This is a genomic window from Synechococcus sp. JA-2-3B'a(2-13), from assembly GCF_000013225.1.
GTDB lineage: Bacteria > Cyanobacteriota > Cyanobacteriia > Thermostichales > Thermostichaceae > Thermostichus.
In genome coordinates, this window is record NC_007776.1 from 2,223,907 (window position 1) to 2,247,350 (window position 23,444).

General features: G+C 60.4%; 16 protein-coding genes and 1 pseudogene. 11 read left to right on the forward strand and 6 right to left on the reverse strand.

What is annotated here, in order from left to right; genetic code table 11:
• Nucleotides 1-2: 2 nt before the first annotated feature.
• The gene (locus tag CYB_RS14925; RefSeq protein WP_148202749.1) at nt 3-659 is read right to left on the reverse strand and encodes a hypothetical protein; all 657 of its coding nucleotides are present in this window, start codon (nt 657-659) and stop codon (nt 3-5) included.
• A gap of 353 nt (nt 660-1,012) precedes the next feature.
• Here CYB_RS14925 and purF point away from each other — a divergent pair, with 353 nt between their 5' ends.
• The 9 genes and pseudogenes from purF to CYB_RS10190 all read left to right on the forward strand — a co-directional run bounded on the left by purF (nt 1,013) and on the right by CYB_RS10190 (nt 9,573).
• A complete protein-coding gene (purF, locus tag CYB_RS10150) occupies nt 1,013-2,641 on the forward strand; it encodes an amidophosphoribosyltransferase (RefSeq protein ID WP_011433712.1) in 1,629 nt (542 codons plus the stop codon).
• A 52-nt stretch (nt 2,642-2,693) separates the two neighbouring features.
• The gene (gene def, locus CYB_RS10155; RefSeq protein WP_011433713.1) at nt 2,694-3,218 is read left to right on the forward strand and encodes a peptide deformylase; all 525 of its coding nucleotides are present in this window, start codon (nt 2,694-2,696) and stop codon (nt 3,216-3,218) included.
• 11 nt (nt 3,219-3,229) lie between these two features.
• Nucleotides 3,230-3,727, forward strand: coding sequence for a thiol-disulfide oxidoreductase DCC family protein (locus CYB_RS10160; RefSeq protein ID WP_011433714.1), 498 nt, complete (start codon nt 3,230-3,232; stop codon nt 3,725-3,727).
• The gene (locus CYB_RS14120; protein ID WP_011433715.1) at nt 3,661-4,899 is read left to right on the forward strand and encodes a pentapeptide repeat-containing protein; all 1,239 of its coding nucleotides are present in this window, start codon (nt 3,661-3,663) and stop codon (nt 4,897-4,899) included. Before CYB_RS10160 ends, CYB_RS14120 begins: the two co-directional genes overlap by 67 nt.
• 90 nt (nt 4,900-4,989) lie before the next feature.
• Nucleotides 4,990-5,091 (forward strand): annotated as a pseudogene (locus CYB_RS14930) (IS630 family transposase); the annotation flags it as partial.
• Between the two features lie 578 nt (nt 5,092-5,669).
• Nucleotides 5,670-6,059, forward strand: coding sequence for a hypothetical protein (locus CYB_RS10175; RefSeq protein WP_148202750.1), 390 nt, complete (start codon nt 5,670-5,672; stop codon nt 6,057-6,059).
• A gap of 188 nt (nt 6,060-6,247) precedes the next feature.
• A complete protein-coding gene (locus CYB_RS10180) occupies nt 6,248-6,484 on the forward strand; it encodes a gas vesicle protein GvpG (RefSeq protein ID WP_011433717.1) in 237 nt (78 codons plus the stop codon).
• Nucleotides 6,485-6,591: 107 nt separating this feature from the next.
• Complete coding sequence (locus CYB_RS10185; RefSeq protein WP_011433718.1) at nt 6,592-7,197, forward strand: DUF3727 domain-containing protein; 606 nt, start codon at nt 6,592-6,594, stop codon at nt 7,195-7,197.
• 546 nt (nt 7,198-7,743) lie between these two features.
• Nucleotides 7,744-9,573, forward strand: coding sequence for an Rqc2 family fibronectin-binding protein (locus tag CYB_RS10190; RefSeq protein WP_011433720.1), 1,830 nt, complete (start codon nt 7,744-7,746; stop codon nt 9,571-9,573).
• Nucleotides 9,574-9,620: 47 nt separating this feature from the next.
• Here the strand turns inward: CYB_RS10190 and CYB_RS10195 are convergent, their stop codons facing one another.
• The 5 genes from CYB_RS10195 to CYB_RS10215 all read right to left on the reverse strand — a co-directional run bounded on the left by CYB_RS10195 (nt 9,621) and on the right by CYB_RS10215 (nt 21,094).
• On the reverse strand, nt 9,621-14,408 hold the full coding sequence (locus CYB_RS10195) for an alpha-2-macroglobulin family protein (protein WP_011433721.1): 4,788 nt from the start codon (nt 14,406-14,408) through the stop codon (nt 9,621-9,623).
• Nucleotides 14,409-14,520: 112 nt separating this feature from the next.
• Complete coding sequence (locus CYB_RS10200) at nt 14,521-15,747, reverse strand: type II secretion system F family protein (RefSeq protein WP_011433722.1); 1,227 nt, start codon at nt 15,745-15,747, stop codon at nt 14,521-14,523.
• A 197-nt stretch (nt 15,748-15,944) separates the two neighbouring features.
• The gene (locus CYB_RS10205) at nt 15,945-17,087 is read right to left on the reverse strand and encodes a type IV pilus twitching motility protein PilT (RefSeq protein WP_238376760.1); all 1,143 of its coding nucleotides are present in this window, start codon (nt 17,085-17,087) and stop codon (nt 15,945-15,947) included.
• A gap of 131 nt (nt 17,088-17,218) precedes the next feature.
• Entirely contained in the window at nt 17,219-19,300 is a 2,082-nt protein-coding gene (locus tag CYB_RS10210) for a GspE/PulE family protein (protein ID WP_011433724.1), read from the reverse strand.
• Nucleotides 19,301-19,456: 156 nt separating this feature from the next.
• Entirely contained in the window at nt 19,457-21,094 is a 1,638-nt protein-coding gene (locus CYB_RS10215) for an acetolactate synthase large subunit (RefSeq protein WP_011433725.1), read from the reverse strand.
• 178 nt (nt 21,095-21,272) lie between these two features.
• Between CYB_RS10215 and CYB_RS10220 the strand changes: the two genes are divergently transcribed.
• Nucleotides 21,273-22,325, forward strand: coding sequence for a dipeptide epimerase (locus tag CYB_RS10220; RefSeq protein WP_011433726.1), 1,053 nt, complete (start codon nt 21,273-21,275; stop codon nt 22,323-22,325).
• Nucleotides 22,325-23,386 (forward strand): DUF1611 domain-containing protein, encoded by a 1,062-nt coding sequence (locus CYB_RS10225; protein ID WP_011433727.1) that lies wholly within the window; start codon nt 22,325-22,327, stop codon nt 23,384-23,386. The genes CYB_RS10220 and CYB_RS10225 overlap by 1 nt, the downstream gene beginning before the upstream one ends.
• Nucleotides 23,387-23,444: the final 58 nt, after the last annotated feature.

Below are 23,444 nucleotides of genomic sequence, written 5' to 3' on the forward strand. Positions count from 1 at the left end.
AGTTAGAAGCTTCTGGGGCTGGGCGTCGGCGAAGGACTGGGAGAGGGACTGGGTCTGGGCGAAGGGGATACCGAGGGAAAGGGATTGGGGGTGCCGGTCGGCGTTGGCGAGGGGGAGGGACTGGGCGCAGGCAACACCCGTAAAGGAGCTTTGGCCGAAGCAATTCGGCCCTGGGTATCCGCCACCATTGCCGTCACCTCATAATCCCCGGTGGGAGCAGAAGTGGGAATGGTGATGGGGATGGTGCCAATGCAGGCTCTGCTGTTGGGCTGACAGCCGACGGCAGCGGCAGTGAAATCAAAGGTGAGGGTGAGGGGGCTTTGTCGGATTTCCACCCGGAAGCTGATGCCGGCCCCCAAACCTGCAGGAGTCGTCACGGCCACCAGCACGTTGAAGGGTACTGTCTGTCGCGCGTCCGTCAGGGCCACCACGGCAATCGAAGGCGGCTCTGCTGCAAAGGAAGCAGTGGGAGAGGGGCTGGGAGTGGGGAAAGGATTCAAGAGGGGAGTGGGGGTCGGGGTAGGCAGAGGGGTGGGCAGCGGCGTAGGGACAGGACTGGGGATGAGGAAAGGAGTGGGCGTTGGAGCCACCACCGCTATCGGCGTGATGGTAACCGCAGGCTGTTCGCCGGCATCTTCTTGGCAAGCCACAAGTGACAACGACAGAAGAGCGGCTATACTGGCCCTTATTACAGAGGAGGCTGCTAACGTCCAGCTCTGACGGAACCTATGGGGCTGCTGTCTCATGGGGTTTGACTCCTCACAACACAAAGCTTTGGGATCCTGCCGGTTCTGGGAGAGCCGAGCTTCGGTGGCATTCAACTCAAAAACCCGGCCAACCTGCTTCCTCAGCCGCAAAAGCAGGAGCGTCTCACACGCTGCTAACACTATAGATAGAGCATTAGTTTTTTGCAAACCCCACCTGTGGACTCCCCCTTTGGGGGTGAAGCCAGATAGAGGGGAATGACCTGGGCCGAGTTAGACTGGTAAGCGTGACAGCAAGACGAGGATCCATGGCAGCAAGGGCGGGAGCAGAACCATCTTCTGGCTGTGGAGAAGCAGAGGGGCAGACTGCCGTTGGCGTTGATGCCCTGTACCCCTCAGAAAACATCAGCGGGGCGGGGTATGCCCGGGAAGAGCTGCAAGAGGCTTGCGGGGTCTTTGGCATCCTGGCTCCAGGAGAGGAGGTGGCCAAGCTGGCCTACTTTGGCCTATTTGCCTTGCAGCATCGCGGCCAAGAATCGGCAGGGATCGCCACTTTTGAGGGATCCTTTTGCCGGGTTCACAAGGCGATGGGCTTGGTCTCCCAGGTCTTCGATGAAGTGAACTTGGCCCAACTGACCGGGGATCTGGCGGTTGGTCACACCCGCTACTCCACCACTGGATCCAGCCGTGTGGCCAATGCTCAGCCGGTGATCGTGGAGACTCGCCTGGGGCCGCTGGCTCTGGCCCACAACGGCAATTTGGTCAATGCGGAAGAGCTGCGGAAGGAACTGGAGGCCGCCGACCGGCACCTAACCAGCAGCACCGACTCCGAGTGTATTGCCCACGCCATTGCCCAGGCGGTGAACCAAGGTCAAGATTGGATCGCGGCCACTTGCCAAGCTTTGCGCCGCTGTCAGGGGGCTTTTAGTCTGGTGATCGGCACGCCAGAGGGCCTGATCGGGGCACGGGATCCCTATGGGGTGCGTCCGCTGGTGTTGGGGCTTTTGAGCAGCAACCCCGCTCTGGATGAGCTGCTGCAGTCAGAGATGCTGGAGATCATCTGCAGCGACGGCACCCTCAGCCACCCCGAGGCCGAGCCGCTGCATTACGTGTTGGCTTCAGAAACCTGTGCTTTGGATATCATTGGGGCCGACCCTCTGCGGCAGGTGGAGCCGGGAGAGTTGGTGTGGATCAGCCGTCAGGGGCTGCAATCGGTGCGTTGGGCGGAGGCCACCCCCAAGTTGTGCATCTTCGAGATGATCTACTTCGCCCGCCCCGACAGTTGGATGCACGGGGAAAGCCTCTACTCCTACCGGGTGCGGCTGGGAGAACAACTGGCCAAGGAGGCTCCGGCAGAGGCCGACTGGGTGATCTCCGTTCCCGATTCCGGCACGCCGGCGGCCATTGGCTATGCTCGCCAGTCGGGGATCCCTTACACCGAAGGGCTGATCAAAAATCGCTACGTGGGCCGCACCTTTATTCAGCCCACCCAATCCATGCGGGAGCGGGGCATTCGCATGAAGCTCAACCCCCTGGAGGATGTGCTGGGGGGGAAGCGGATTGTTATTGTGGACGACTCGATTGTGCGGGGTACCACCAGCCAGAAAATCGTCAAGGCCCTGCGCCAGGCGGGGGCTACCCAGGTCCACATGCGCATTTCCAGCCCCCCGGTCACCCATCCCTGCTTCTACGGTATCGATACCGATAGCCAGGATCAGTTGATTGCTGCCCAGCATTCCGTAGAGGAAATCGCCGAGAAGATTGGAGTGGATTCTTTGGCCTACCTGAGCTGGGAAGGCATGCTGGCTGCCACGGGCCGGGATCCCAACTCGTTCTGCTCCGCTTGCTTTACCGGCCACTACCCCATCCCCATCCCAGAAGGGCTGAAGCGCTCCAAGCTGGCCCTGGAACTGGTGGCTACTGGCAAGAGCCGCTAGGCTGCTCAGGGATCCCCGCTAGACTGAGAAGAAGAATTGCTTGGGGCAAGCCATGACTTTTCGCCTACGCCAATTGGGGGATCCCATCCTGACGCAAGTGGCCGAGCCGGTGACGGAGTTCAAAACGCCGGCCTTGCAGGATCTTATAGAAGGCATGCTGGCTACCCTGAAAGAGGCGCAGGGGGTGGGCTTGGCTGCTCCTCAGGTGGGATCCCTGCTCCAAGTGCTGATCGTGGCCTCTCGTCCCAATCCCCGCTACCCGGAAGCGCCGCAAATGCAGCCTCTGGTGATGGTTAACCCCCGTCTGCTGGCTTGCAGTTCTGAACAGGTGCTGGGTTGGGAAGGCTGCTTGAGTGTGCCCAATTGCCGTGGTCTGGTGGCCCGCGCCCGCGAAGTGGAGGTGGAGTATTACACTCCAGAAGGCGTTCAGCAAAGGGTGGTCTGGCAGGATTTTCCGGCGCGGATCTTTCAGCACGAATACGATCACCTGATGGGTCGGGTGTTCCTGCAGCGGCAGCCTCGGCAACTGCTTACCGAAGCCCAGTACCAAGCACAGATTTTGGGTCAGCCCGCCTGAGGGATCCCACCATGCCCTACATGGTTATCTACGACGGCCTCTGCAACCTCTGTGCCACCGGCGTTCAGCTCTTGGAGCAACTGGATCGCGGACGGCAGTTTTGCTATGCCCCCATGCAAGATGCTTCTACCCTGGCCCAATGGGGGATCCCACCGGAGCAGGTGGAGCTGGGGATGATTCTCATCGATCTGGAGCACTCAGAGCGCCGCTGGCAGGGATCCGCTGCCATTGAACAAATTGCCGCCCTTTTGCCGAGCGGGGAGGTGTGGCTGGCTCTGTACCGCAACTTTCCTGGCTTGAAGTTTCTGGGGGATCTGGGCTACAAACAGATCCGGGATCACCGCTACGAGTGGTTTGGCTGCCGTAACACCCTCTACCTATCGGCTTACCCTGTCTGTGTTCGCGGCCAGGATCTCCTGGTGGATTTGGTAGATAAGGAATCATGCTCAGCCCCGTCCAGCAACTGCTGCACCAATACGCTCAGGGGGAACGGGATTTCAAGCAGCTGAATCTCAGCGCCCTGGGGCTTTACCAAGCAGATCTGCAAGGGATCCTCCTCAGCGGGGCCGACCTCTCTGGCCTTTGTCTGGCTGAAGCAGTTCTGTGCCGGGCCATTTTGGTGGGAACTGTCTTGGTGAATGCCAACCTGCGCCAAGCCTTCCTGGAACAAGCCAATCTGTGTCGAGCAAACCTACGTCAGGCTAACCTATGGCGGGCCCAGCTAAAAGCTGCTGATTTGAACAATGCCCGCCTAACTGAAGCCATTCTTTGTTACGCTGACCTCAGCCATAGCCGCCTTGAGGGAGCCCATCTGCAAGGGGCGGACTTGAGCCATGCCAACCTCAGCCAGGCCAATCTCCGGCAAGCCAACTTGCGCCAAGCCAACCTGATGGGGGCTAACCTAAGCAGCGCCGTTTTGGCTGACGCCGATTTGCATCAGGCCAATCTCGTGGGAGCGGACTTGCGGGGATCCCTGCTGCGGAGCGCCCACCTTACCCCTGAGACCCAAATTGCAGAAAAGTGGCGCCAGGTGTGGCAAATCCTCAACTGGGAGCAGGAAGGACGAGATCTGGTGGGCAGGGATCTGTCGGAGGCAAATCTTTGCGGGGGCTATCTCCACTCGGCCCAATTGGATGAAGCCAACCTTGCCGATGCAGACCTCAGCCAAGTCATCCTCTGCAGGGCTTCCTTGCAAAAGGCTAACCTGCGCCAAGCTCGCCTACTGCAAGCGGACTTGCAGGGCTCCAATTTGCGAGAGGCTAACTTTGTCCATGCCGATCTGCGCGGCGCCAATCTCCGCGAAGCCCACCTCGGCGGGGCCGACTTAACCTCAGCCAACCTACAAGGGGCAGATCTCAGCCAGGCCGTCCTGCAGGGGACACGCCTAGACGCCCAGACCCAATTGGATCCCAAGTGGAAACAAGTTTGGCGGGTTCTCAACCAGCCGCGTTCCGGCTGGAGCTTGGCCCGAGCTAACCTTGCAGATGCGTATTTGCGCCGAGCCTACCTGCAGCAAGCGGACTTGACCGGAGCGGATTTAAGAGGAGCTGATTTGCGAGAAGCAGACTTGCAGGAAGCCAACTTGAGCCAAACCGACTTGCGGGGCACCAACCTGCGGGGAGCTAACCTGAACGGCGCTTTGTTCAAGGGATCCCTTTACGACGAGTACACCTTTCTTTAGACTCACATTGTTGCTACAGCCTATTAAAAATAGGATACAAGTATTCAAGAGGAAGGAGAGAGGGATATGCCAACCCATTCGCTAGAAGCTGGGAAGTGTAGCATAGAGCAGATAGTGGAGACCTCTTTATTACTTATCAACCCGTCCTGCTTCCGAAGTTGGTTTGCTAAGTGTTGCTACTGTGCCCCTTAGTTCCTTAACAGGCTGTATCGTTACTCCTGGGGCACCACCCGCCAAACGGTTCCTCTAGCCGCCATTGCTCGTGACCAAATTCAAAGCTTGAAAGAATGGGCTGCCGAGTCAGGAGCACGTACCGCTTCCCAAGATCAAAAGTTGATTCAGGAGCTACGGACCATCGTCCAGAAGAGAGGGTTAGGCTACATTGAAGTTGATAGTCCCCCATCCTTTTCCTCTCCACCTCCTGCCTAAGCTGTTTTGGTCGGCTCGTTCCGAGTTGTGGCAGCTCCGTGGAAGTAGGCTTGCAAGCATTTTTTCCTGCAAGACGCGGAAAAACTCCGGTTGCCGCTCCGCTTGAATTTGCTGCCTGTGGATTAGCCCCCGTTAAATCCGTCCGGGGAAGCCGCCGATTGATCTGAGCTGCTCAGGTGGCCCCTTGTTGGATTAACTTCCGGCAGCTCCCAGGCAGGGCACTGGGATCGGATCCCGCACGTTAGCGTGCAGGACCGATGGTTTTGCACTTTTCGTATCCTTGACTACAGATTTTTTGGTAGGATTGATCGTGTAGAGGTACTGGTATGTAGAGCAGCCTTATGAGTGCAATCGCTGAAATGAGGGGGACAAGTCTCCTGGCCCGCCATCGCCAAAACATAGCAGCCTCCCTGGCCCGTCGTTTGGAAGCAGCTAGGGCGGCCAACAACACCCGCTTGATGGAGCTGCTGAAACAAGAAGAGCGGCAGCTGGCAGCCGAGTACGGCGGCAGGGATCCCTTCTCTTCAGCGCTCTTCAGAGGACTGCGCCATCTTTGGCAGAGCTTGAAGGAAGTCTTGGCGGCCTGCGATGAACTGCGGGTGCGGCAGTGGGTAGATGGCAGCGGCATGGTCTGGTGGTCTGTCCAAGACCCAATCACGGGAGAGCGCCTGTGTACCCATTCCGAGGGGGAGCTCATGGAGTGGATCGAGAAGCACCAGCGAGAGGATTAGTCTTCGCGGCTAGGACTTGCCTGAGCACCAATAGCCAGTGTTTCCCCTGGCGCTTCGTGCGTGTCCCAGTCTTTCCAGCTTGGGAGGAAGGGAACAAAAAGTTTCACGGCTAGGCCGGGGCAATGGCCACCTGAGAATCCAAATTGATAGGATTACGAAGACTCATCATCTGCTTTAGGGGTCCTGGGATGGTTTGGCAATTGTTGACTTGGCCGGCCCAAAGTTTGCTTTGGCTAGCAGAGCAGATCCAAGAACGCGCCGAAGCACAGCTGGATAGCAAAGAAAACCTGCAAAAAGAACTTACGGCCCTGCAAATTCAGCTAGATTTGGGAGAAATTGACGAAGAAACCTACGCCCGCCGAGAAGAGGAGATTTTATTGGCTCTGGAAGCCTTAACCCAAGCAGAAGGAGAAGCCGAAGCATAGAGTTCTGCCGGTGGGCCTGGAAGGGATCCCTCAGCATTGCAGGGGGGCAGAACATGGGAGAATGAGCTTCTGTACACCCCCGTCTTTCCTACCCTGGGCTGTTTTCAATGACTGAATCCCATGAAACCTTGGTGCTCCGCGACGAGCAAAACCAGCCTCTCAAGTGCGAGATCCTGCGGCAGGTGGTCATCGACGAGCAGACCTATGCTCTGGTGACTCCCGTTGATGCTGTGATCAAAGTGCTGGTTTGGGAAGGGGAAGAAGAACCCAGCCAAGCGGTGAACGGCGATGCCAACATGGAAGGGATCCTGGACGAGCCGGATCCCGAAGAGCTACAGGCTACCCTGCCCACCATCCAGGCTGTCTTGGGGGAGTTGAACCTCACCTTGCAGCAAAATGGCTTCGACATCCTCACGGTTCAGGGGGAATTGCCCCCAGTCGAAGAGGAAGATGTGTTCGAGCTGGGCGAGAGCGAGGAAGATGCCCAGGAGTTTCAACTGCTAGCTACCTTTTTCTACCAAGAGAAGAAATACGGCATCTTTACCCCCCTCGATCCCGTTTTGCTCTACGCCGCTCTGCCTGACGAAGGGGATCCCTACCTGCTCACCCCCGATGAGCCGCCAGAGCTTTTTGATCAGCTCTATGCCCTGCTGCTGGATCTCGATGAGGAATGGGAAGACGGAGATGACGAAGAAGATGAAGACGAAGATTAGGCGGTCAACCCCTTCTGTTCTGCCGAGTTGGATACTCCTGCCCAGCCAGTCGCCTCGGCGGTGCGGAGCACCATAGGGATAGAGGTGGTGAAACTACCCGGTAAAACTTGCCCAGAGTTTTTCACCAGCCACTCCAGACCCGTCTCAACATCTGTCGGGGGCGTCGGATCTGCGGGCCAAGGGTCAGAATAAGCCAGCCTCAGACCAGCCGCCTGAGCATTGCGTAGCGAAGGAGCATGACTCTAGTCAATAATAAGCTCAACTATACTGAAAATAATGTATAATATGTTCAGTACGGATTACTACCAGTTGATCTTTCTGTTTACTTTCGAGTCTGCCAACATGGTAGCCAAAGCAAAGCAGAAAATTGGTAGTAAGACGACACGGAAACTGCGCTTTGGGTATTCTACTCAAAGCTTTGCGGGATACCGCCATTCTGTTTGGACTCCGTCCCGCTAACGCGAATGGAAACAAACAGAATGCTATCGCTGCATAGTTGAACAGTGATGTTCAGCAGTGTTCAGCGTAAATGTATCAGCAACAGGGATGCAGCCCGTTGATCTGACCACCCTGCGCGCTGTGCTGGCAGATCTAGCCCAGGCTAAGACAGGTCGGGATCTAGTGTTGCCTGCCCGCGTGGAATGGATCCAACAGACCGATCTGTGGACGGTGGTCATTGGCTTGCGCACCCTCACTGCCCGTCCCTGCCTGCTGTTGTGCTGGCACCCTCAGGCGGCCCGTCTCCACCTCTGTCAGCCTCCTCCCAAAGAGCCGGATGGCTTTCAATTTAGCCAGTTCCTCCAACGGCACCTGAAGGGTTTGGCTCTGACGGAGCTGGCTCTGCTGGAGGATTGGGAACGGGTGATTGACTTGCGCTTTGCCCCTCGGCCCGGGGATCCCCCTTATCGCCATCTCTACCTGGAGGTGATGGGCAAGCACAGCAATGCCATTTTGGTGGACGAGGCGGGCATGATCTTGGCCAGTGGCCATGGGGTAAGCGAGCGCCAATCGCGAATCCGTCCAGTGCAGCCGGGCCTGCCCTACGAGGCTCCTCCGGCCCTAACCGACCCGATCCCGCAGCGATCCGAGCCCTTCTCCTGCTGGCAAGAGCGCGTTGCCCTGATCCCCGGCCCCATCGGCCAACGGCTGTTGCGCTGTTATCGCGGCCTCAGTCGGCACTTGGTGGAAGCGATGTGCCATCAGGCTGGGATCCCGCCGCAAACCTCCACCGATCACCTCTCTGCCCGCGATTGGCAGGCACTGTTTGCCAGGTGGCAAGACTGGTTAACCCGTCTGGAAACAGGCCAGTTTGACCCAGCTCCCACTCCCCAGGGATACACCGTTCTCGGCTGGGCAAGCGGTGCCGTTCCCGTTAGCGGGACGGAGTCCCTGCAACAACCTTCTCGACTCAATCTGCACCAACTTCTGGAAGGCTACTACCAGGCTCAGCTTAACCGCGAACAGTTTGAGCGAGAGCGCCACCGTCTGCTGCAAAGGGTATCCACCCTGCTGAAAAAGCTCTATCAGCGGCGAGAGCAATTTGAGGCAATGCTGGCCGACTCCACCCAGGCGGAAGCCTCCAAGCAGGCTGCCGACTTGTTGATGGCCCACCTCCACCTCTGGCGGCCAGGGTTGCATCACATCGAGCTGCCGGATTTTGCCAGCGGCCAGACGGTCAAGATCCCTCTCGACCCCGAAAAAAATGCCATTCTCAATGCCCAAGCCTACTACCGCAAGCACCGCAAACAAAAACGGGCCCAGGATGCTATCCGGCCCCTACAAGAGGCGCTTGGCCAAGAGATCCTCTACCTCGAGCAGGTGGAAGCGTCTCTACAGCAGCTGGAAACCTATCGGGATCCCCAAGACTTGACCACCCTCAAGGAAATTGAGACCGAGCTGATTGAACAGCGCTACTTGGAGAGTCCCACTCGCAACAGCGGGACAGAGTCTCTGCGGGCGAGCTCAAAACATGCCTCACCGGCAACCTTCAACCCCCACCGCTTTACCAGCCCCAGTGGCTTCTCCATTTGGGTGGGGCGCAACAACCTGCAAAATGATCAGCTCACCTTTCGCGTGGCTCAGGAACACGATTGGTGGTTTCATGCCCAAGAGATCCCCGGCAGTCATGTGCTGCTGCGCTTGCCCCCCGGGGCTGTAGCAGAAAGCGAAGATCTGCAGGCGGCTGCTGATTTGGCGGCCCATTTCAGCCGCGGTCGCCTCAGCGAACAGGTGCCGGTAGTCTACACTCGCCCGAAACTGGTGTTCAAACCCAAGGGATCCCCGCCCGGCATGGTCGTTTACAAACAGGAGCAGGTGCTTTGGGGGCGGCCCAGCCATGCGCAGCTGCTCATTGCGTCAGCCCTTGGGCCACACTGACGCAACTGGTTACTTTGTTTCTGGCCAAGTGGGCAGGTTCGAGGCATTCAAGGGAGAACTTCGAGGGAGTAAGCGGCGCTGCGGCCATGGCGGCTGGGATCGTACATTTCTTCGGCCAAGGCAGGAGCCACCTGGAATTGGCCGGGGATCTCCGGACGGAAGAGATAGACAAACTCATGGCGACCCTGCTTGAGCTCGGTGCTGAAAAAGGCCACGCGGTCATCCCGATTCTCTTGGCGGGTCCAAAACCAGTCCCACCAGTAGTCTGGGGCCAAGCCGGTGAACTCTCGCGGATCCTGGGAGGTGATCTCGGCGCCGCTGGGCAGGGGATCCTCGACCACCACGTAGTGGCTGTCCCGCTCGGCTTCCACCGTCAACCGGGCCAGGAGGATTTCTCCGGCCCTTACTGTGTCGCCAGGGCGCAGCGGCTGCTCTCGGTAGCGGATCTCCCCGTTGGGTTGGGGCTGGGGCTGTAGGCGGAAGTAGCTGCGGCTCACCGCAAAGCCTTGGGCTTGAGAGGGCAGAGGGTTGGGGACGAAGGCTTCTCCCCTCAAGCTGTAGTAAAGGGGGCCGGGGCCGGACTTTTCCAGGCGCAGGCTGCTCAGGTTCCCCACTTCTGCGTCAGCCCAATCCAGCCCATAGCGGGGATCCCCAGCGCCGGCCTGCCAGCGATCAAGAAGGGATCCGGTTGTCCCATCCAACACCCGCACCTCGCCGGGGCCGGGAAGCTGCTGCTGCTGGGCTTGGTAGTAGGCGGACAGGCCGAGGAGAGCATCGGCGGTGGCTTTGGTGGTGCGCCAGCGGTTGTTTTGCCGCTGCTGGAGAAGGGCCTCGGCAATCTGGGCAGCCCGGTCATCCTGCAGCCGAACGGCCAATTGCAAAAGCGGGCCGGCCACCTCCATGTCGTCGTAGGTGGAGCGCTCGTGGGTTGCCAAGGAAGAGGCAGCCGGGATAAACCAGCGCCCTTGGGGATCCTGTTGCCGCCGCTCCAGAACCTCATCCAGGGCTGCCTGGGCAAGATCCCTCTGGCCCAGTTGCAGGGCGGCCAGCCCTCGGTAGGCCAGGCCAAAGGTGGAGAGCCGCTCCGGCGGCGGCAGGTCGGCAGTCACCAAAGCGGGATCCCAGAGGGCCAGGCTGTAGGCGACAAAAGCCTGCAGATCCGGGGAGAGGGCTTGTGGCTGGGCCAGTTGAGCGGCCAGATAGTCCAAGGCCTGCCGCACCTGCCAATCTTTGAGGGCATAGCCGGCGGCTTGGGCAAGATGATATCCCTGCAGGATGTATCCGGTCAGATAGGGGTTGCTCCGGTCATGGGCCCACCAGCCCCAGCCCCCATCGTAGTTCTGGGATCCCTCCAGTCGCTGCAAGCCCGATCGAAGCACCTGGGGCAGCCGCTCCAGGGTTTGCGAGCGCAGGTTCAAGCCCAACTGCTTGCTGACTTGGGCGACGGCTAGGGCGGGCAAGAAGCGACTCAGGGTTTGCTCGGTGCAGCCGTAGGGGAACTCCACCAGGTAATCCAGCGGCTCCAGCAGGGTTGCTGCCGGGCTAGCGGCCAGTTCCAGGTGAAGCTGCCGGGATCCCGGCACCCAGGTGGCGGGCCAATCCAGCGATAAGTCAAGGCTGCCCTCCTGCACCCGACCCACCTGGGAGAACCGTTGCACAGCGCCGAAAGGCTGGCTGGGGATCCGCAGTTGCAACGCATCTTTCAGCCCATTCCCTTCCGCCCAGACCCGCAGAGAGGTATCTCCGGCCCCCAGAACCTGGAGAGGCCATTCCACCCGCCCCGCTCCTTGGGCCGGCACGGTGAGGCGTTGTCGTTCCGGGCCTTGCAATTTCAAGATCCCACCGGCAGGAACAGGAACTTCCAGCCGCACCTCCACCGCTTGGGCTTGACCCGTGCGGTTTTGCACAATGGCCGCCAAGGTGAGCTGATCCCCCACCCGGAAAAAGCGGGGAGCGGCCAAGCGCACCAACAGGTCTTTGCTAACCGAGACTGTGGCAAGAGCGGATCCCACCTGGGTGTCGGCAGTGGCGGCGCGGGCGGTCAAGCGCCAGGTGGTGAGGTTGTCGGGCCAGCGCACCTGCACCTGAGCCAGGCCATCGGCATTGGTGACCAGATCCGGGAACCAGGCGGCGGTATCGCGAAAGTCTTCCCGCACTTGGCCGGCCAGCTTGTCAGCACCGCCGGGATATTGCTGAGGGAAAGAGGTAGTGGTGGTAACTTGGTTGTACTGGCGCCCATAGAAGAAGCGGCGAATATCCGGGGTGAAGTCGGGTCGCAATAGGTAGAGGGCATTGTCCACAATCCCTAGGCCCACCTCGGCGCTCACCGGCTGCCCTTGGGCATCGCGGGTGCGGATTTGGATTTGGGCGGTCTCGCCCGGTCGATAGGTGGGTTTATCGGTTTGCAGCTCCACCTGCAAAAAGCGATCCAAGGGGGAGACCCGCAGCAGGGCCTCGCTTCGGTACAGCCGCCGCTCTGGGCCGATGGCAGTGGCAGTGACGTAGAGATTGGGACGATAGTCGCCGCGGATGGGCAGCCGCAGCGTGGCCGTATGCCCCTGGAGACGCAGCACCTGCACCTGGTGCAGCCGGGATCCCTCAATGCCCACCAGCACCGCCACATCCGGCAGCGGCGAGACTATCAGGATCTGGGCCTCTTCCCCCACCTGGTAGATCTGCCGATCCGCCACCACTTCCAGGCTGGGCAGGGATCCCCAACTTTGTAGGGGGCTGCCCGGCTCCACCACCCAGAGATAGTCCACCTCCTGCACCCGTTCGCGCCAGCGGTGCGGAGCACTTTGACGGCGGGGATCCCATGCCGTCAACCGCACCCGGTAGTCTCCCGGCTCCAGGTCGGCGGGCAGGTGGAGGTCGAGGCTGCCTTCCCCGTTGACAATCTGAAAAGGCTGCCGCAGCAGGGTACCTTGCCGTTGGTAGGTGTTGCTCTTGGGATCCCAGCGCCAGCGCTCCAGGCTCAGCTCTCCGGTGGCGCTGACGGGGCGGCCATCGTAATCGCGGGCTTGCAGCCGGTAGGTGAGGGTATCCCCCGGAGCGGGCAGGTGGCGGTTCACTTCCGCAAACAGAGCAAATTCGCCAGCCGTGACCCAGGCCCGCGCCGATCCTGTTACCGTCCGGCGGCTGATATCGGTCACCTCCACCTCGATGCGCAACTGCTGCACCTCTTGGGGGCCCCAGTAGCTGTCTTCTTCCCAGTCCAGATCGGCCAACAGGCGGGGTAGGTGAAAGACGGCACGCCCCTGGGCATCCGTCACCCCTTCCCCTTCCGCCACCAACTGGCCGTAGCCGCCGTAGTAGCCCTGCTCCTCTCCCAGGTCGTCGGCGAAATAGTCTTCCTCGGCAGAACGGGGCAACAGCCCATAGCGCAGGCTCCAGTCGGGGCTGCTGTAAACCCGGTAGCGAAGCTGGGCAGCGGCCACCGGCGCGCCGAAAAGATACTCGGCCTCCACCTGCACCTTCAGGGATCCCCCCCGCACCAGCCAAGGTCGGTCGGGCACCACCGCCACCTCAAACTCCGGCTTGCGGTAGGCTTCCACCTGAAAAGAGGTGTATTCGCGGCTGGATCCCTGCGGCCCTGACACCTGCCACTCCAGGCCGTAGCTGCCCAGGGACGCTTCTTCTGGCAGTTGAAACTCCCCATGGACACTGCCAAAAGCATTGGTGGCCAGGGTTTGTTCGCTCAACACATCCCCGTTGGGGGCCGTAAGGGTCAGTTGCACTGCTTGTCCTGGGGGGGGCGGCGTGAGGCGGGTTTGCTCTCGCACCAGGGCGCGGAAATAGACGGTTTGGCCAGGGCGGTAGAGGGGACGATCGGTGTAGGCGTAGATCCGGTGGGGCTGGTTCCAGCCATAGGCGTAGCTGCGGGACAAAGCCTGCAGGGTGTTGTCGGCACTGCGGCCATAGACCACCAGGGAAGAACCCTCTCTCGCCGGCAGGCCAAAGCGGGCCAGCCCCTCTGCATCGGTGGTGGCCGTCAGGGGATCCCCCCACTCCCCGAAAACTTGGATCTGGATCCCGGCCAGGGGACGCAGCTCCCGCAGGTGCACCGCCTGCACCACCAACTGGCTGGCATCCTGCTTCTGGATGAGGCCGAGATCGCTCACCAAAAACCAATGGTCGAAACGGGGCAAGGGTGCAGCCGTTTGCGCCAGCGGCTCCCGGCCCTCCGCCTCCACCCAGTAGGCCCCCGGCGGCAGGATCCCCAGCTCCAAGGTTTGGGCTGTCCACCCCTCTCCCGCTCGTCGTGGCACCGGCTGCTGCCAACTGCGCACAAGCTCCCGCCGCAGGGTGGGATACAGAGCCGGATTCAGGGAGCCATAGCCAGCATCCGCCAAATCCCGCAAGAGAGGGGATCCCTGCAGCTCTGTCAGGGAAAAGCGATAGAGGCTGAGCTGCACCGAGCCCAGGCTGGTGGCCCGCCACTGCAGCCGCGCCGGTTCTGCGGTCGTAAACACCTGGCTGGTGCTGTAGAGATAGAGACCGGGGGGGACAAGCTGAGGGCGCAAGGTGGGGATCCGGGCCGTTGCCCCCTCCCGCACCAGAACGGATCCCTGGCTGCCCACCGTTTCCAGGCCGGATCCCTGCACCGTCACCTGGTATTCCCCAACAGGCAATCGATCCAAGCGATATTCGCCATCTGCGGTCAAGCTGGAGCTGCGAGTGGCCGGGCCGGCGGCGATCACCCGGACGCTCTCCAGAGCTACCCCTGCCGGTAGCTCCACCCGTCCCACCAGGGATCCCGTCGGCTGTTCGGAAAGCAAAACTGCCAGCCCCACCCCCAACAACAGCACCAGGGCCGCTAACCATCGCCTCAGCATGGGATCCCTTTCCTCCGTTGCTCTGACTTTGCCTCTTTCGACCCAAACTATCGGGAGCCAGCAGCAGAACCTGTGTAGAATTTACCGTCCAACTTCGAGGGATCCCTTCCGGCTACTTCACCAACTCGAACACGTTGAACATGGGCAGGTACATGGCCACGATAATGCAGCCCACCATACCGCCCAGGATCACGATCATCAACGGCTCCAGCAGGCTGGTGAGGGCGCGTACCGCCTCCTCCACCTCCAGCTCGTAGAAATCCGCCGTCTTCATCAGCATCGCGTCCAGCTCCCCTGTCTCTTCCCCCACGCTGATCATCTGAATGGCCATGACTGGGAAGACCTTGGCCTTGTCCAGAGCAGGGGCAATCTGCCCTCCCTCTGAGATGGATTGGCGGGCGGCGTCAATGGCGTTGGCCACCACCTGGTTGCCGGAGGTGTCGCGCACAATTTCCAAGGAAGTCAGCACCGGCACCCCGGAGCGGGTGAGAGCGCCAAAGGTGCGGCAGAAGCGAGCCACCGCCGACTTCTGGATCAGATCCCCGAAGATAGGGAGCTTGAGGGCCAGCGCGTCGATGGTCTCCTTGCCGGCAGGGGTGCGGTAAAAGCGCCGGAAAGCAAAATAGACGGCCCCTAGAAAGCCCACCAGCCCCAAGCTGTACTGGGGCGTGCGTAGGAACTTGCTGATGTTGATGAAAAACTGGGTAAAGGCGGGCAGCTCCCCACCCAAGTCGTTGTAGATGCTCTCAAACGTGGGCAAGATGAACAGCACCATGCCCAAGAAAATCAAGACAGCCAAGATCGTCACCACCACCGGGTAGGTCATGGCTGACTTGATCTGCTTCTGCAGGCGATCCATGTCCTCCAGCAGCTTGGCCAGGCGGTTGAGCACTTCGTCCAGCACGCCGCCCACCTCCCCCGCCTGCACCATGCTGCAGTAGAGGCCGTCGAAGGCGTCGGGATAAGGGCGGATGGAGTCGGAGAGGTTTTTCCCCGCCTCCACCTCCGCTCGGATAGCCCGCAGGTACTTTTTGAGTTTGGGGTTGCCGGTTTGCTCCTCCATGATGGTGAGAGAGCGCACCATCGACACGCCGGCGTTGATCAAGGCAGCAAATTGCCGGGAGAACACTGCCTTGTCGCGAATGTCGATGGATCCCAGCATTGAGAAATCGAAAGACGTATCCAAGGAAAAGAAGGGTTTCTCCTCCTGAATGTCTTCCTGTTTGGCAAAAATCCCGTCTCGGCGCAGCCGTGCACGAACTTCGGTCAAGCTGTTGGCCACCACCGTCAGGCGTACCGGCTGACCGGCCTTTAACCCCCGAACCTTGTAGCGCGGCATGGCTGTACCCCCGGCTAGATCGCTCTAAATAACGAAATGGCTTTAAATGTTTCGCAGGTGCAAAAGAGAAGTCAGCCCAAACCTTGGGCAGATCAACAATCTCTCAGCTAGAGCTTAGCCACAAATCAAGTCAGCGGCTAGAGATCGGCAATGAACCCTCACCCCGGGATCCCAGCGCTGCCTGGTGGAGACGAAGTTTAGCGACGGGCGGCAACTGCTGCTGGCCGCTGTTGTTGGGCAGCCGCGGCTGGCGAGGGCCCGGTAACGTTGCCCAAAAGCCGCTGCAGCTCTTCAGGGCGAGAGGTCTTAGACATGGCCGTATCGAAGTCGATCTTGCCCTGTAGGTAAAGGTTAGCCAGATCTTGCTCCAGCGTTTTCATGCCCTGCTTGCCCCCCGTCTGGATAGCCGAGTAGATCTGGGCAGTTTTGCCCTCCCGAATCAGGTTGGCAATGGCCGGCGTCACCACCATGATTTCCTGCACCAGCACCCGTCCAGGCTCTCCTGGCTTGGGATTGAGGCGGCGGGCCAGAGTTTGGGAGAAGACGGCCTTGAGGGAGTTGGAGAGCTGCACGCGAATCTGCTGCTGCTGCTCGGGCGGAAACACATCCACCAAGCGATCCACCGTCTGGGCGGCAGAACTGGTGTGTACCGTGGCAAAGCAGAGGTGGCCCGTCTCGGCGGCGGTAATGGCCAACTGGATGGTCTCCAGATCCCGCATCTCCCCGATCAGGATCACATCCGGATCCTCCCGCATCGCTGCCCGCAGGGCATTGGCAAAACTCTTAGTGTCTTCCCCCAGTTGCCGCTGGTGGATGATGCTGCGAATGGGGGTGTAGATGTACTCAATGGGATCCTCGATGGTGAGGATGTGCTCGGCCCGTTCGCGGTTGATCATGTCGATCATGGAAGCCAGCGTAGTCGATTTGCCAGATCCCGTTGGGCCGGTTACCAGCACCAAGCCCCGCGGCAGGCGAGCTGCTTCCTTACACACATCCGGCAGGCCCAGCTTGTCGATGTTGGGGATCTCAGAAGCCAGGGCCCGCATGGCGCAAGCATAGGTGCCGCGATCGCGGTAGACGTTCACGCGGAAGCGCCCGATCCCCCGCACCCCATAGGAGCAGTCCAATTCCCAGTTTTGCTCCAGCTGCTTGCGCTGGTTGTTGTTCAGCATGCTGAAGATCAACCGCTGCACCTCCTCTGCCGAGAGAGGCTCATGCTCTGTCGGCTCAAGGTGACCATTGATGCGGAAGTAGGGGGGCAAACCCGCCGAGATATGAATGTCGGAACCGCCCTTTTGGACGATTGCTTCCATGAGGTCTTCGATCATCAGTTGGGGCATAGGGTTGGGTTCTCCAAAGGCGAGTAGAACTGTCTATCAAAAGAGCCGCCGGCCAAAGCCATGTGAGAAAGGCAACTGTATAGGACTGTTATAGTCGGCACCCCAACATCGTCAAGTGCCAAGCCGACTTCCTAAAACTTCGGGGTCAGGCAATAGGGGCAGTCCATCCAGTCCACATGCAAGGCCGCGCCACAGTTGCGGCAGGTGCTGAGAGCCTTGGCACGGGCCTTCAGCTCGCTTTCCAGACCCTTGTCGGTGAGGGTCACCCGATCCACCTCCTCCAGCGTGGTGAGGCCCTGCTTCACCAGCATCAAACTGTAGGCCAGCAGGGTTTTCATGCCACTTTCCACCGCCGCTTCTTTGATCACCTCCGTGGGGGCCTCTTTGTTGATCAAGTCCGCAAGGCGGTCGTTCATGCGCATGAACTCGTACACCCCTACCCGACCTTTGTAGCCCACGCCCCCACACTTCTCGCAGATGGGCTTGCCGGTGGCCTTGCGCTGCTCCACTTCTTTGGGGGAGAGCTTGTTGGCTTTGTAGAAGGTGAGCTGCTCGCCGTCGCCACTGAGGGTAAGGCCATAGCGGGCCAGCTCCTCCGGCGTGGGGTGGTAGGGGATCCGACATTCGGTACACACCCGGCGCATCAAGCGCTGGGCCAACACCCCCAGCAACGAGCTGGAGATCATAAATGGCTCGATCCCCATCTCCGTCAGACGGGCAATGGCGCCAGGGGCATCGTTGGTGTGCAGCGTGGTCAACACCAAGTGGCCCGTGAGGGAGGCTTCGATGGCGGTTTTGGCCGTCTCGTGGTCGCGGGTTTCCCCCACCAGGATCACATCCGGGTCTTGCCGCAAGAAGGCCCGCAGGATCATGGCAAAGTCCATGCCCTTTTCTCGGATCACCTGCACTTGGGTGATCCCCGGCAGCGAGTATTCAATGGGATCCTCGGCAGTGCTGATGTTGATGCCCGGATCGTTCACCTCCGCCAGAGCCGAGTAGAGGGTGGTGGTTTTCCCGGATCCCGTTGGCCCGGTCACCAAGATTAGGCCAAAGGGTCGCCTGACAATCTCCTTGAAGCTTTCCAAGGTCTCTGGGTCGGTGATCAGCTTGTCCAGCCCCAGTTGGGTGGCGGAGTTGTCCAGAACCCGCAGCACGATCTTTTCCCCATAGCGGGAGGGCAGGGTGCTGACCCGAAAGTCCACCTTGCGCCCCTTGAAGACCCGCCGAATCCGCCCATCCTGGGGCATGCGCCGCTCGGCAATATTCAGGTTGGAGATGATTTTAAAGCGGGCAGTGAGGGCGGGGACGATCTTCTTGGGAAAGTTTTCAAAAGCCTGCCGCAACACCCCATCTTTGCGGAAGCGGATGCGCAGGTATTCTTCTTGTGGCTCGATGTGGATGTCGGACGCCCCATCCTGCAGGGCCTTGACCAGGATCTGGTTGGACAGTTTAATAATCGGGGCATCATCTGCCGATTTGACCTGCTGCTCCAGGGATCCCTCGCCGGCCTCATCGGCAGCCACATCCTCAATAGCATCCAGATCGATTTCGGCAGTGTTGACCACCACCTCTTCTTCCTGTTGGGCAGCAGCCGCCTGTTGGGCAGCAGCCGCGTCGTTGATCCCCTTGATGGCCAGCAGCTCCGCCTGCGCATCCATGTAGCGGCTGATCAGGGTCTCGAAATCCCGCTGGGTGAAGACCCGCCGCTGCAGCTTCAGCCCCTGGATGCGGAAGCGCCGTTGAATGTCGTCCAGTGCCTGCAGGTTGTCTGGCTTGACCATCGCCACCGTCACCTGATTGTCTCGACGGCGAATGGGCAAGAATTTGTAGCGGTTGCAGATGTCGAGGGGCAAGATCGAGTCGATCAGCCCAATCATCTCGGAGATCTCCACCGGCTCCAGGTCGACATCCAGGGAGGGGATCCCGTAGATGATTTTCAGTTCAAAGAGCTGCTGCCGTTTGTAAGCCCGCTCCAGGTCAGGGGTGATCTCTTTGCCCACGATATCCTTGACCACCAGAGCCAGGGCCTTGCTGTTGCCCTCTCGATCCGCTTTGAGGGCGTTTTGGATGTCCTGGATCTGCTTATCGTCGGCAAAGCCCAGCTCCTTTAACTTGCGGCCAAAGGGGGTAATGCTGACGTTGGCGATGGCCAGAGCTTTGCTGGCAGCGCCGGCGCGGCGCGAGGTAAAAGGAGGGGGAGGAAGATCGTTCATGCTAGCGGGTCACCCACAATGCCTCTATTTCACTGCACTCGGCTGCTAAGGGTCAACGGTAAAGATACATAAGTCTGGACTGCCCAGAGGCCGCCAACCCTGGGCTTACTATGCCCCAACTCGGCTCAAATCTCGCATTCACATCCATCTCGTCCCCTAAGCCTCGCAGACCAACGCTTGCGACCGCTGGGTTAGGTAAAGGTTTTCGCTGTAATCGACAGGGCAGTCGATGAGGGTGGGCACCGGCTGCTCGAGGGCCTGCTTCAGGATGGGGATCAGCTCGGCAGCCTTTTCGACACGGTAGCCCTTGAGGCCCATGCTCTCCGCCAGCTTAACGAAGTCTGGATTGCCGAACTTGACGAAAGCAGCCTCGTTGTATTGATTGTGTTGCTTCCACTCGATCAGCCCATAGCCGCCATCGTTGAAGATGAGAGTTACAAAGGGAGTGCCCACCCTGAGGGCAGTTTCCAGCTCTTGGCAGTTCATCATGAACCCTCCATCTCCGGTTACGGCCACGATGCGCCGGTCGGGATGCACCAATTTGGCGGCCAAGGCCCCCGGAATGGCGATGCCCATGGCGGCAAAGCCGTTGGAGATGAGACAGGTGTTGGGTTTGTCACAGTGGTAGAGGCGGGCCATCCACATTTTGTGGGCGCCGACATCGGAGATGACGATGTCTTCGGGTTCCAGGACTTGGCGCAGGTCGTAGATCAGCTTTTGGGGCTTGATCGGGTAGCTCTGATCGTGGGCATAGCAGGTGTACTCGCGGACGATGTTCTGCCGCAGGCTGAGGCCATAGGGATCCGGCTTGCCCGTGCGATCGCAGCGGCGCAGGATCTCCATCAGGGAGTCGGAAATGTCTCCCACCACCTCCACTTGCGGAATGTAGCTGCTGTCGATTTCTGCGGGCAGGGCAGCGATGTGAACGATGGGGATGGTGCCGTCGGGGTTCCATTTCTTGGGAGAGTACTCGATGAGGTCGTAGCCGACGGCGATCAGCAGATCGGTGCGGTCGAAGCCACAACTGATCAGATCCCGCTGTTGCAGGCCAACGGCCCACAGGGACAGGGGATGGGTGTAGGGGATCACTCCTTTGCCCATGAAGGTGTTGACCACGGGGATGTTCAAGCGGGTGGCAAATTCCGTGAGGGCGCTGCTGGCTTGGGCGCGAATGGCCCCATTGCCGGCCAAAATCAAGGGGTTGCGGGCGCGGGAGATCAGGGACGCCGCTTCGTTCAGGCTTTGATAGGAGGCGTAGGTTTTGTCCAGGCGATCTCTCCTCAAGGGAGTGCCGCTGGCTTCCATGGCGGCGATGTTTTCCGGCAAGTCGATGTGGACGGCCCCGGGCTTCTCGGTTTGGGCCAATTTGAAAGCCTTGCGCACGATCTCCGGGGTGATGCTGGGGCGCACGATCTGGGCATTCCACTTGGTGACGGGGGCAAACATGGCCACCAAATCCAGGTATTGATGGGATTCGATGTGCATGCGGTCGGTGCCCACTTGGCCGGTGATGGCCACTAGGGGTGCTCCATCCAGGTTGGCGTCGGCAACTCCGGTCATCAGGTTGGTGGCGCCCGGCCCCAAGGTGGAGAGACACACCCCCGCTCTGCCCGTCAGCCGGCCATAGACATCGGCCATGAAGGCGGCCCCCTGTTCGTGGCGGGTGGTGATAAAGCGAATTGAGGAGCGGCGCAGGGCTTGCAGGACTTCCAGGTTTTCTTCGCCAGGAACGCCGAAGATGTACTGCACCCCCTCATTTTCCAGGCAGCGAACCAGCAGTTCGGCGGTATTCATGGTGGCAAGGGTATGGAGAACGGTGGATCTGGATCCCACCATAGACGGCGGACGGGGCAAGGGATAACTTGTTTTCTGGGCTTGGGGACGGGGGCAGGCTGGGCTGGGAACCAAGCTAAGCTCAAAGGGGCGGCCCAGGCCCAATTGCCCCTCCAAGCTTCCTCTTCTGGAGATGCCCATGCGGCTCTACGTCGAACCTTTCACCGTTCACAAGCGCTACGCCTTGACCATCAGCCGAGGTACCCACAGCGATACAACCTTGGCTTGGGTGCGAATTGAGGAGGAGGGAGTTGAAGGGTGGGGAGAGGCTTGCCCTTTTTCGGTGAGCGACGACTACCACCAGTCTCTGGACGACATCCTGATGGGTCTGGAGGTGGCCAAAGGGATCCTGCGCCGCCATTCCCCCTGGGAGCGACAGCCAATCGAGGCAGAACTGCTGCGGGCCGGGATCCCTTCGGCAGCGCGGGCAGCGGTGGATATGGCCCTGCACGATTGGATGGGCAAACGGCTGGGGAGGCCCCTGTGGCAGTTGTGGGGGCTGGATCGCTCCCGCATTCCGCCCACGACGATGACGATCGGCATCTCCACCCCGCAGGCGGCCCGCCAGCGCGCCTTGGCCTGGATGGAACAGACCCAAGCGCGGGCCTTTAAGATCAAGCTGGGCAGCGGCTCAGGACTGATGGCGGATCAGAACATGCTGATTGCTGTACAAGAGGTGATCCCGCTGGGATCCCTGATTACAGTGGATGCCAACGGCGCTTGGACGGTGGAGCAAACCCTGAGCATGAGCAACTGGCTGGCGGGGCAAGGGGTGAGCTACCTGGAGCAGCCTTTGGAGAGGGGGCAGGAAGCGAAGCTGATCACCCTCTGGCACGAGTCGAAGCTGCCCATTTTTGTGGATGAGAGCTGTATGGACAGCCGCGATATCCCCCCTCTGGTGGATCGCGTCCACGGGATCAACATTAAGCTGATGAAGTGCGGAGGCCTCAGCGAAGCCTGGCGCATGATCCACACCGCCAAAGCCCACGGCCTACAGGTGATGTTGGGCTGCTACAGCAACACAGCCCTGGGGAATACAGCGGCAGCCCACTTGGCTCCCCTGGTGGATTACCTGGACTTGGATAGCCACCTCAACCTCATCGACGATCCCTTTGCCGGGGCCATCCTGCAGGACGGCTGCCTGCTCCCCACCGACCGACCGGGTTTGGGGGTAGAGCTGCGGGAGGAATAATGGGAAGGCCGGAATCCCTGTCCAGCGAAAGTCGCGTGGCCATCCTGCTCCACGGGGGATTGCTGGGGGAGCATGGGAAAACGGGGCTGGGGCTGCTGCGCTACGGCTCCTTCCCGGTGGTGGCGGTGATCGACCGGGAGCAGGCGGGGGGATCCCTGGCCCATCTGACCGGAATTGCCAAAGACATTCCCATCGTGGCCTCGGTGGAGGAGGCGCTGGCCCACCGGCCTGAAGTTCTGGTGATTGGGATCGCCCCTTCAGGGGGGCAGTTGCCGCCAGCCTGGCGGGAGGAGTTGGGCCTGGCCCTGCGAGCTGGCCTATCTCTGGTGAATGGGCTGCACACGCCTTTGGCCGAGGATCCCCAGTTTCGGCAGTGGTTGCAGCCGGGGGCCTGGATCTGGGATATTCGCCGCGAGCCCCCCAACTTATCGGTGGGGAAAGCCCTGGCCCGCACCTTGCCCTGTAAACGGGTGTTGACGGTGGGCACCGACATGAGCGTGGGCAAAATGTCCACCAGCTTGGAGCTGCACCGGGCCAGCCTGAGACGGGGCCTGCGCTCCCGCTTTTTGGCCACCGGGCAAACTGGGATCCTGATCGGCGGCGAGGGGATCCCTTTGGATGCGGTGCGGGTGGACTATGCCAGTGGGGCGGTGGAGCAACTGATCATGCGCTATGGCTCTGACCACGACATTCTGCATCTGGAAGGCCAGGGATCCCTGCTCAACCCCGCCTCTACGGCCACCTTGCCTCTGTTGCGTGGATCCCAGCCCACCCACCTCATCCTGGTACACCGCGCCGGCCAAACCTACATCAAGGGGATGGACTACGTGCCCATCCCACCCTTGTCCAAAGTGATCGAGCTGTATGAGCAGGTGGCAGCGGCTGCCGGGGCCTTTGCCCCCGCGCCCGTGGTGGGGGTTGCCCTCAATACCTTCGGCTGGGAGGAAGAAGCAGCCCTAGAGCAGATCCGCCGGGTGGAAGCCGAGACCGGACGGCCCTGTACGGATGTGGTGCGTTTTGGGGCGGATCCCTTGTTGGAGGCAATTCTGGCGGCAGGATAACTCAGCTAGAAATCGCAGGAGCCCCGCACTGTACCCGTAGGGTCAGTGTCGGGAGGAA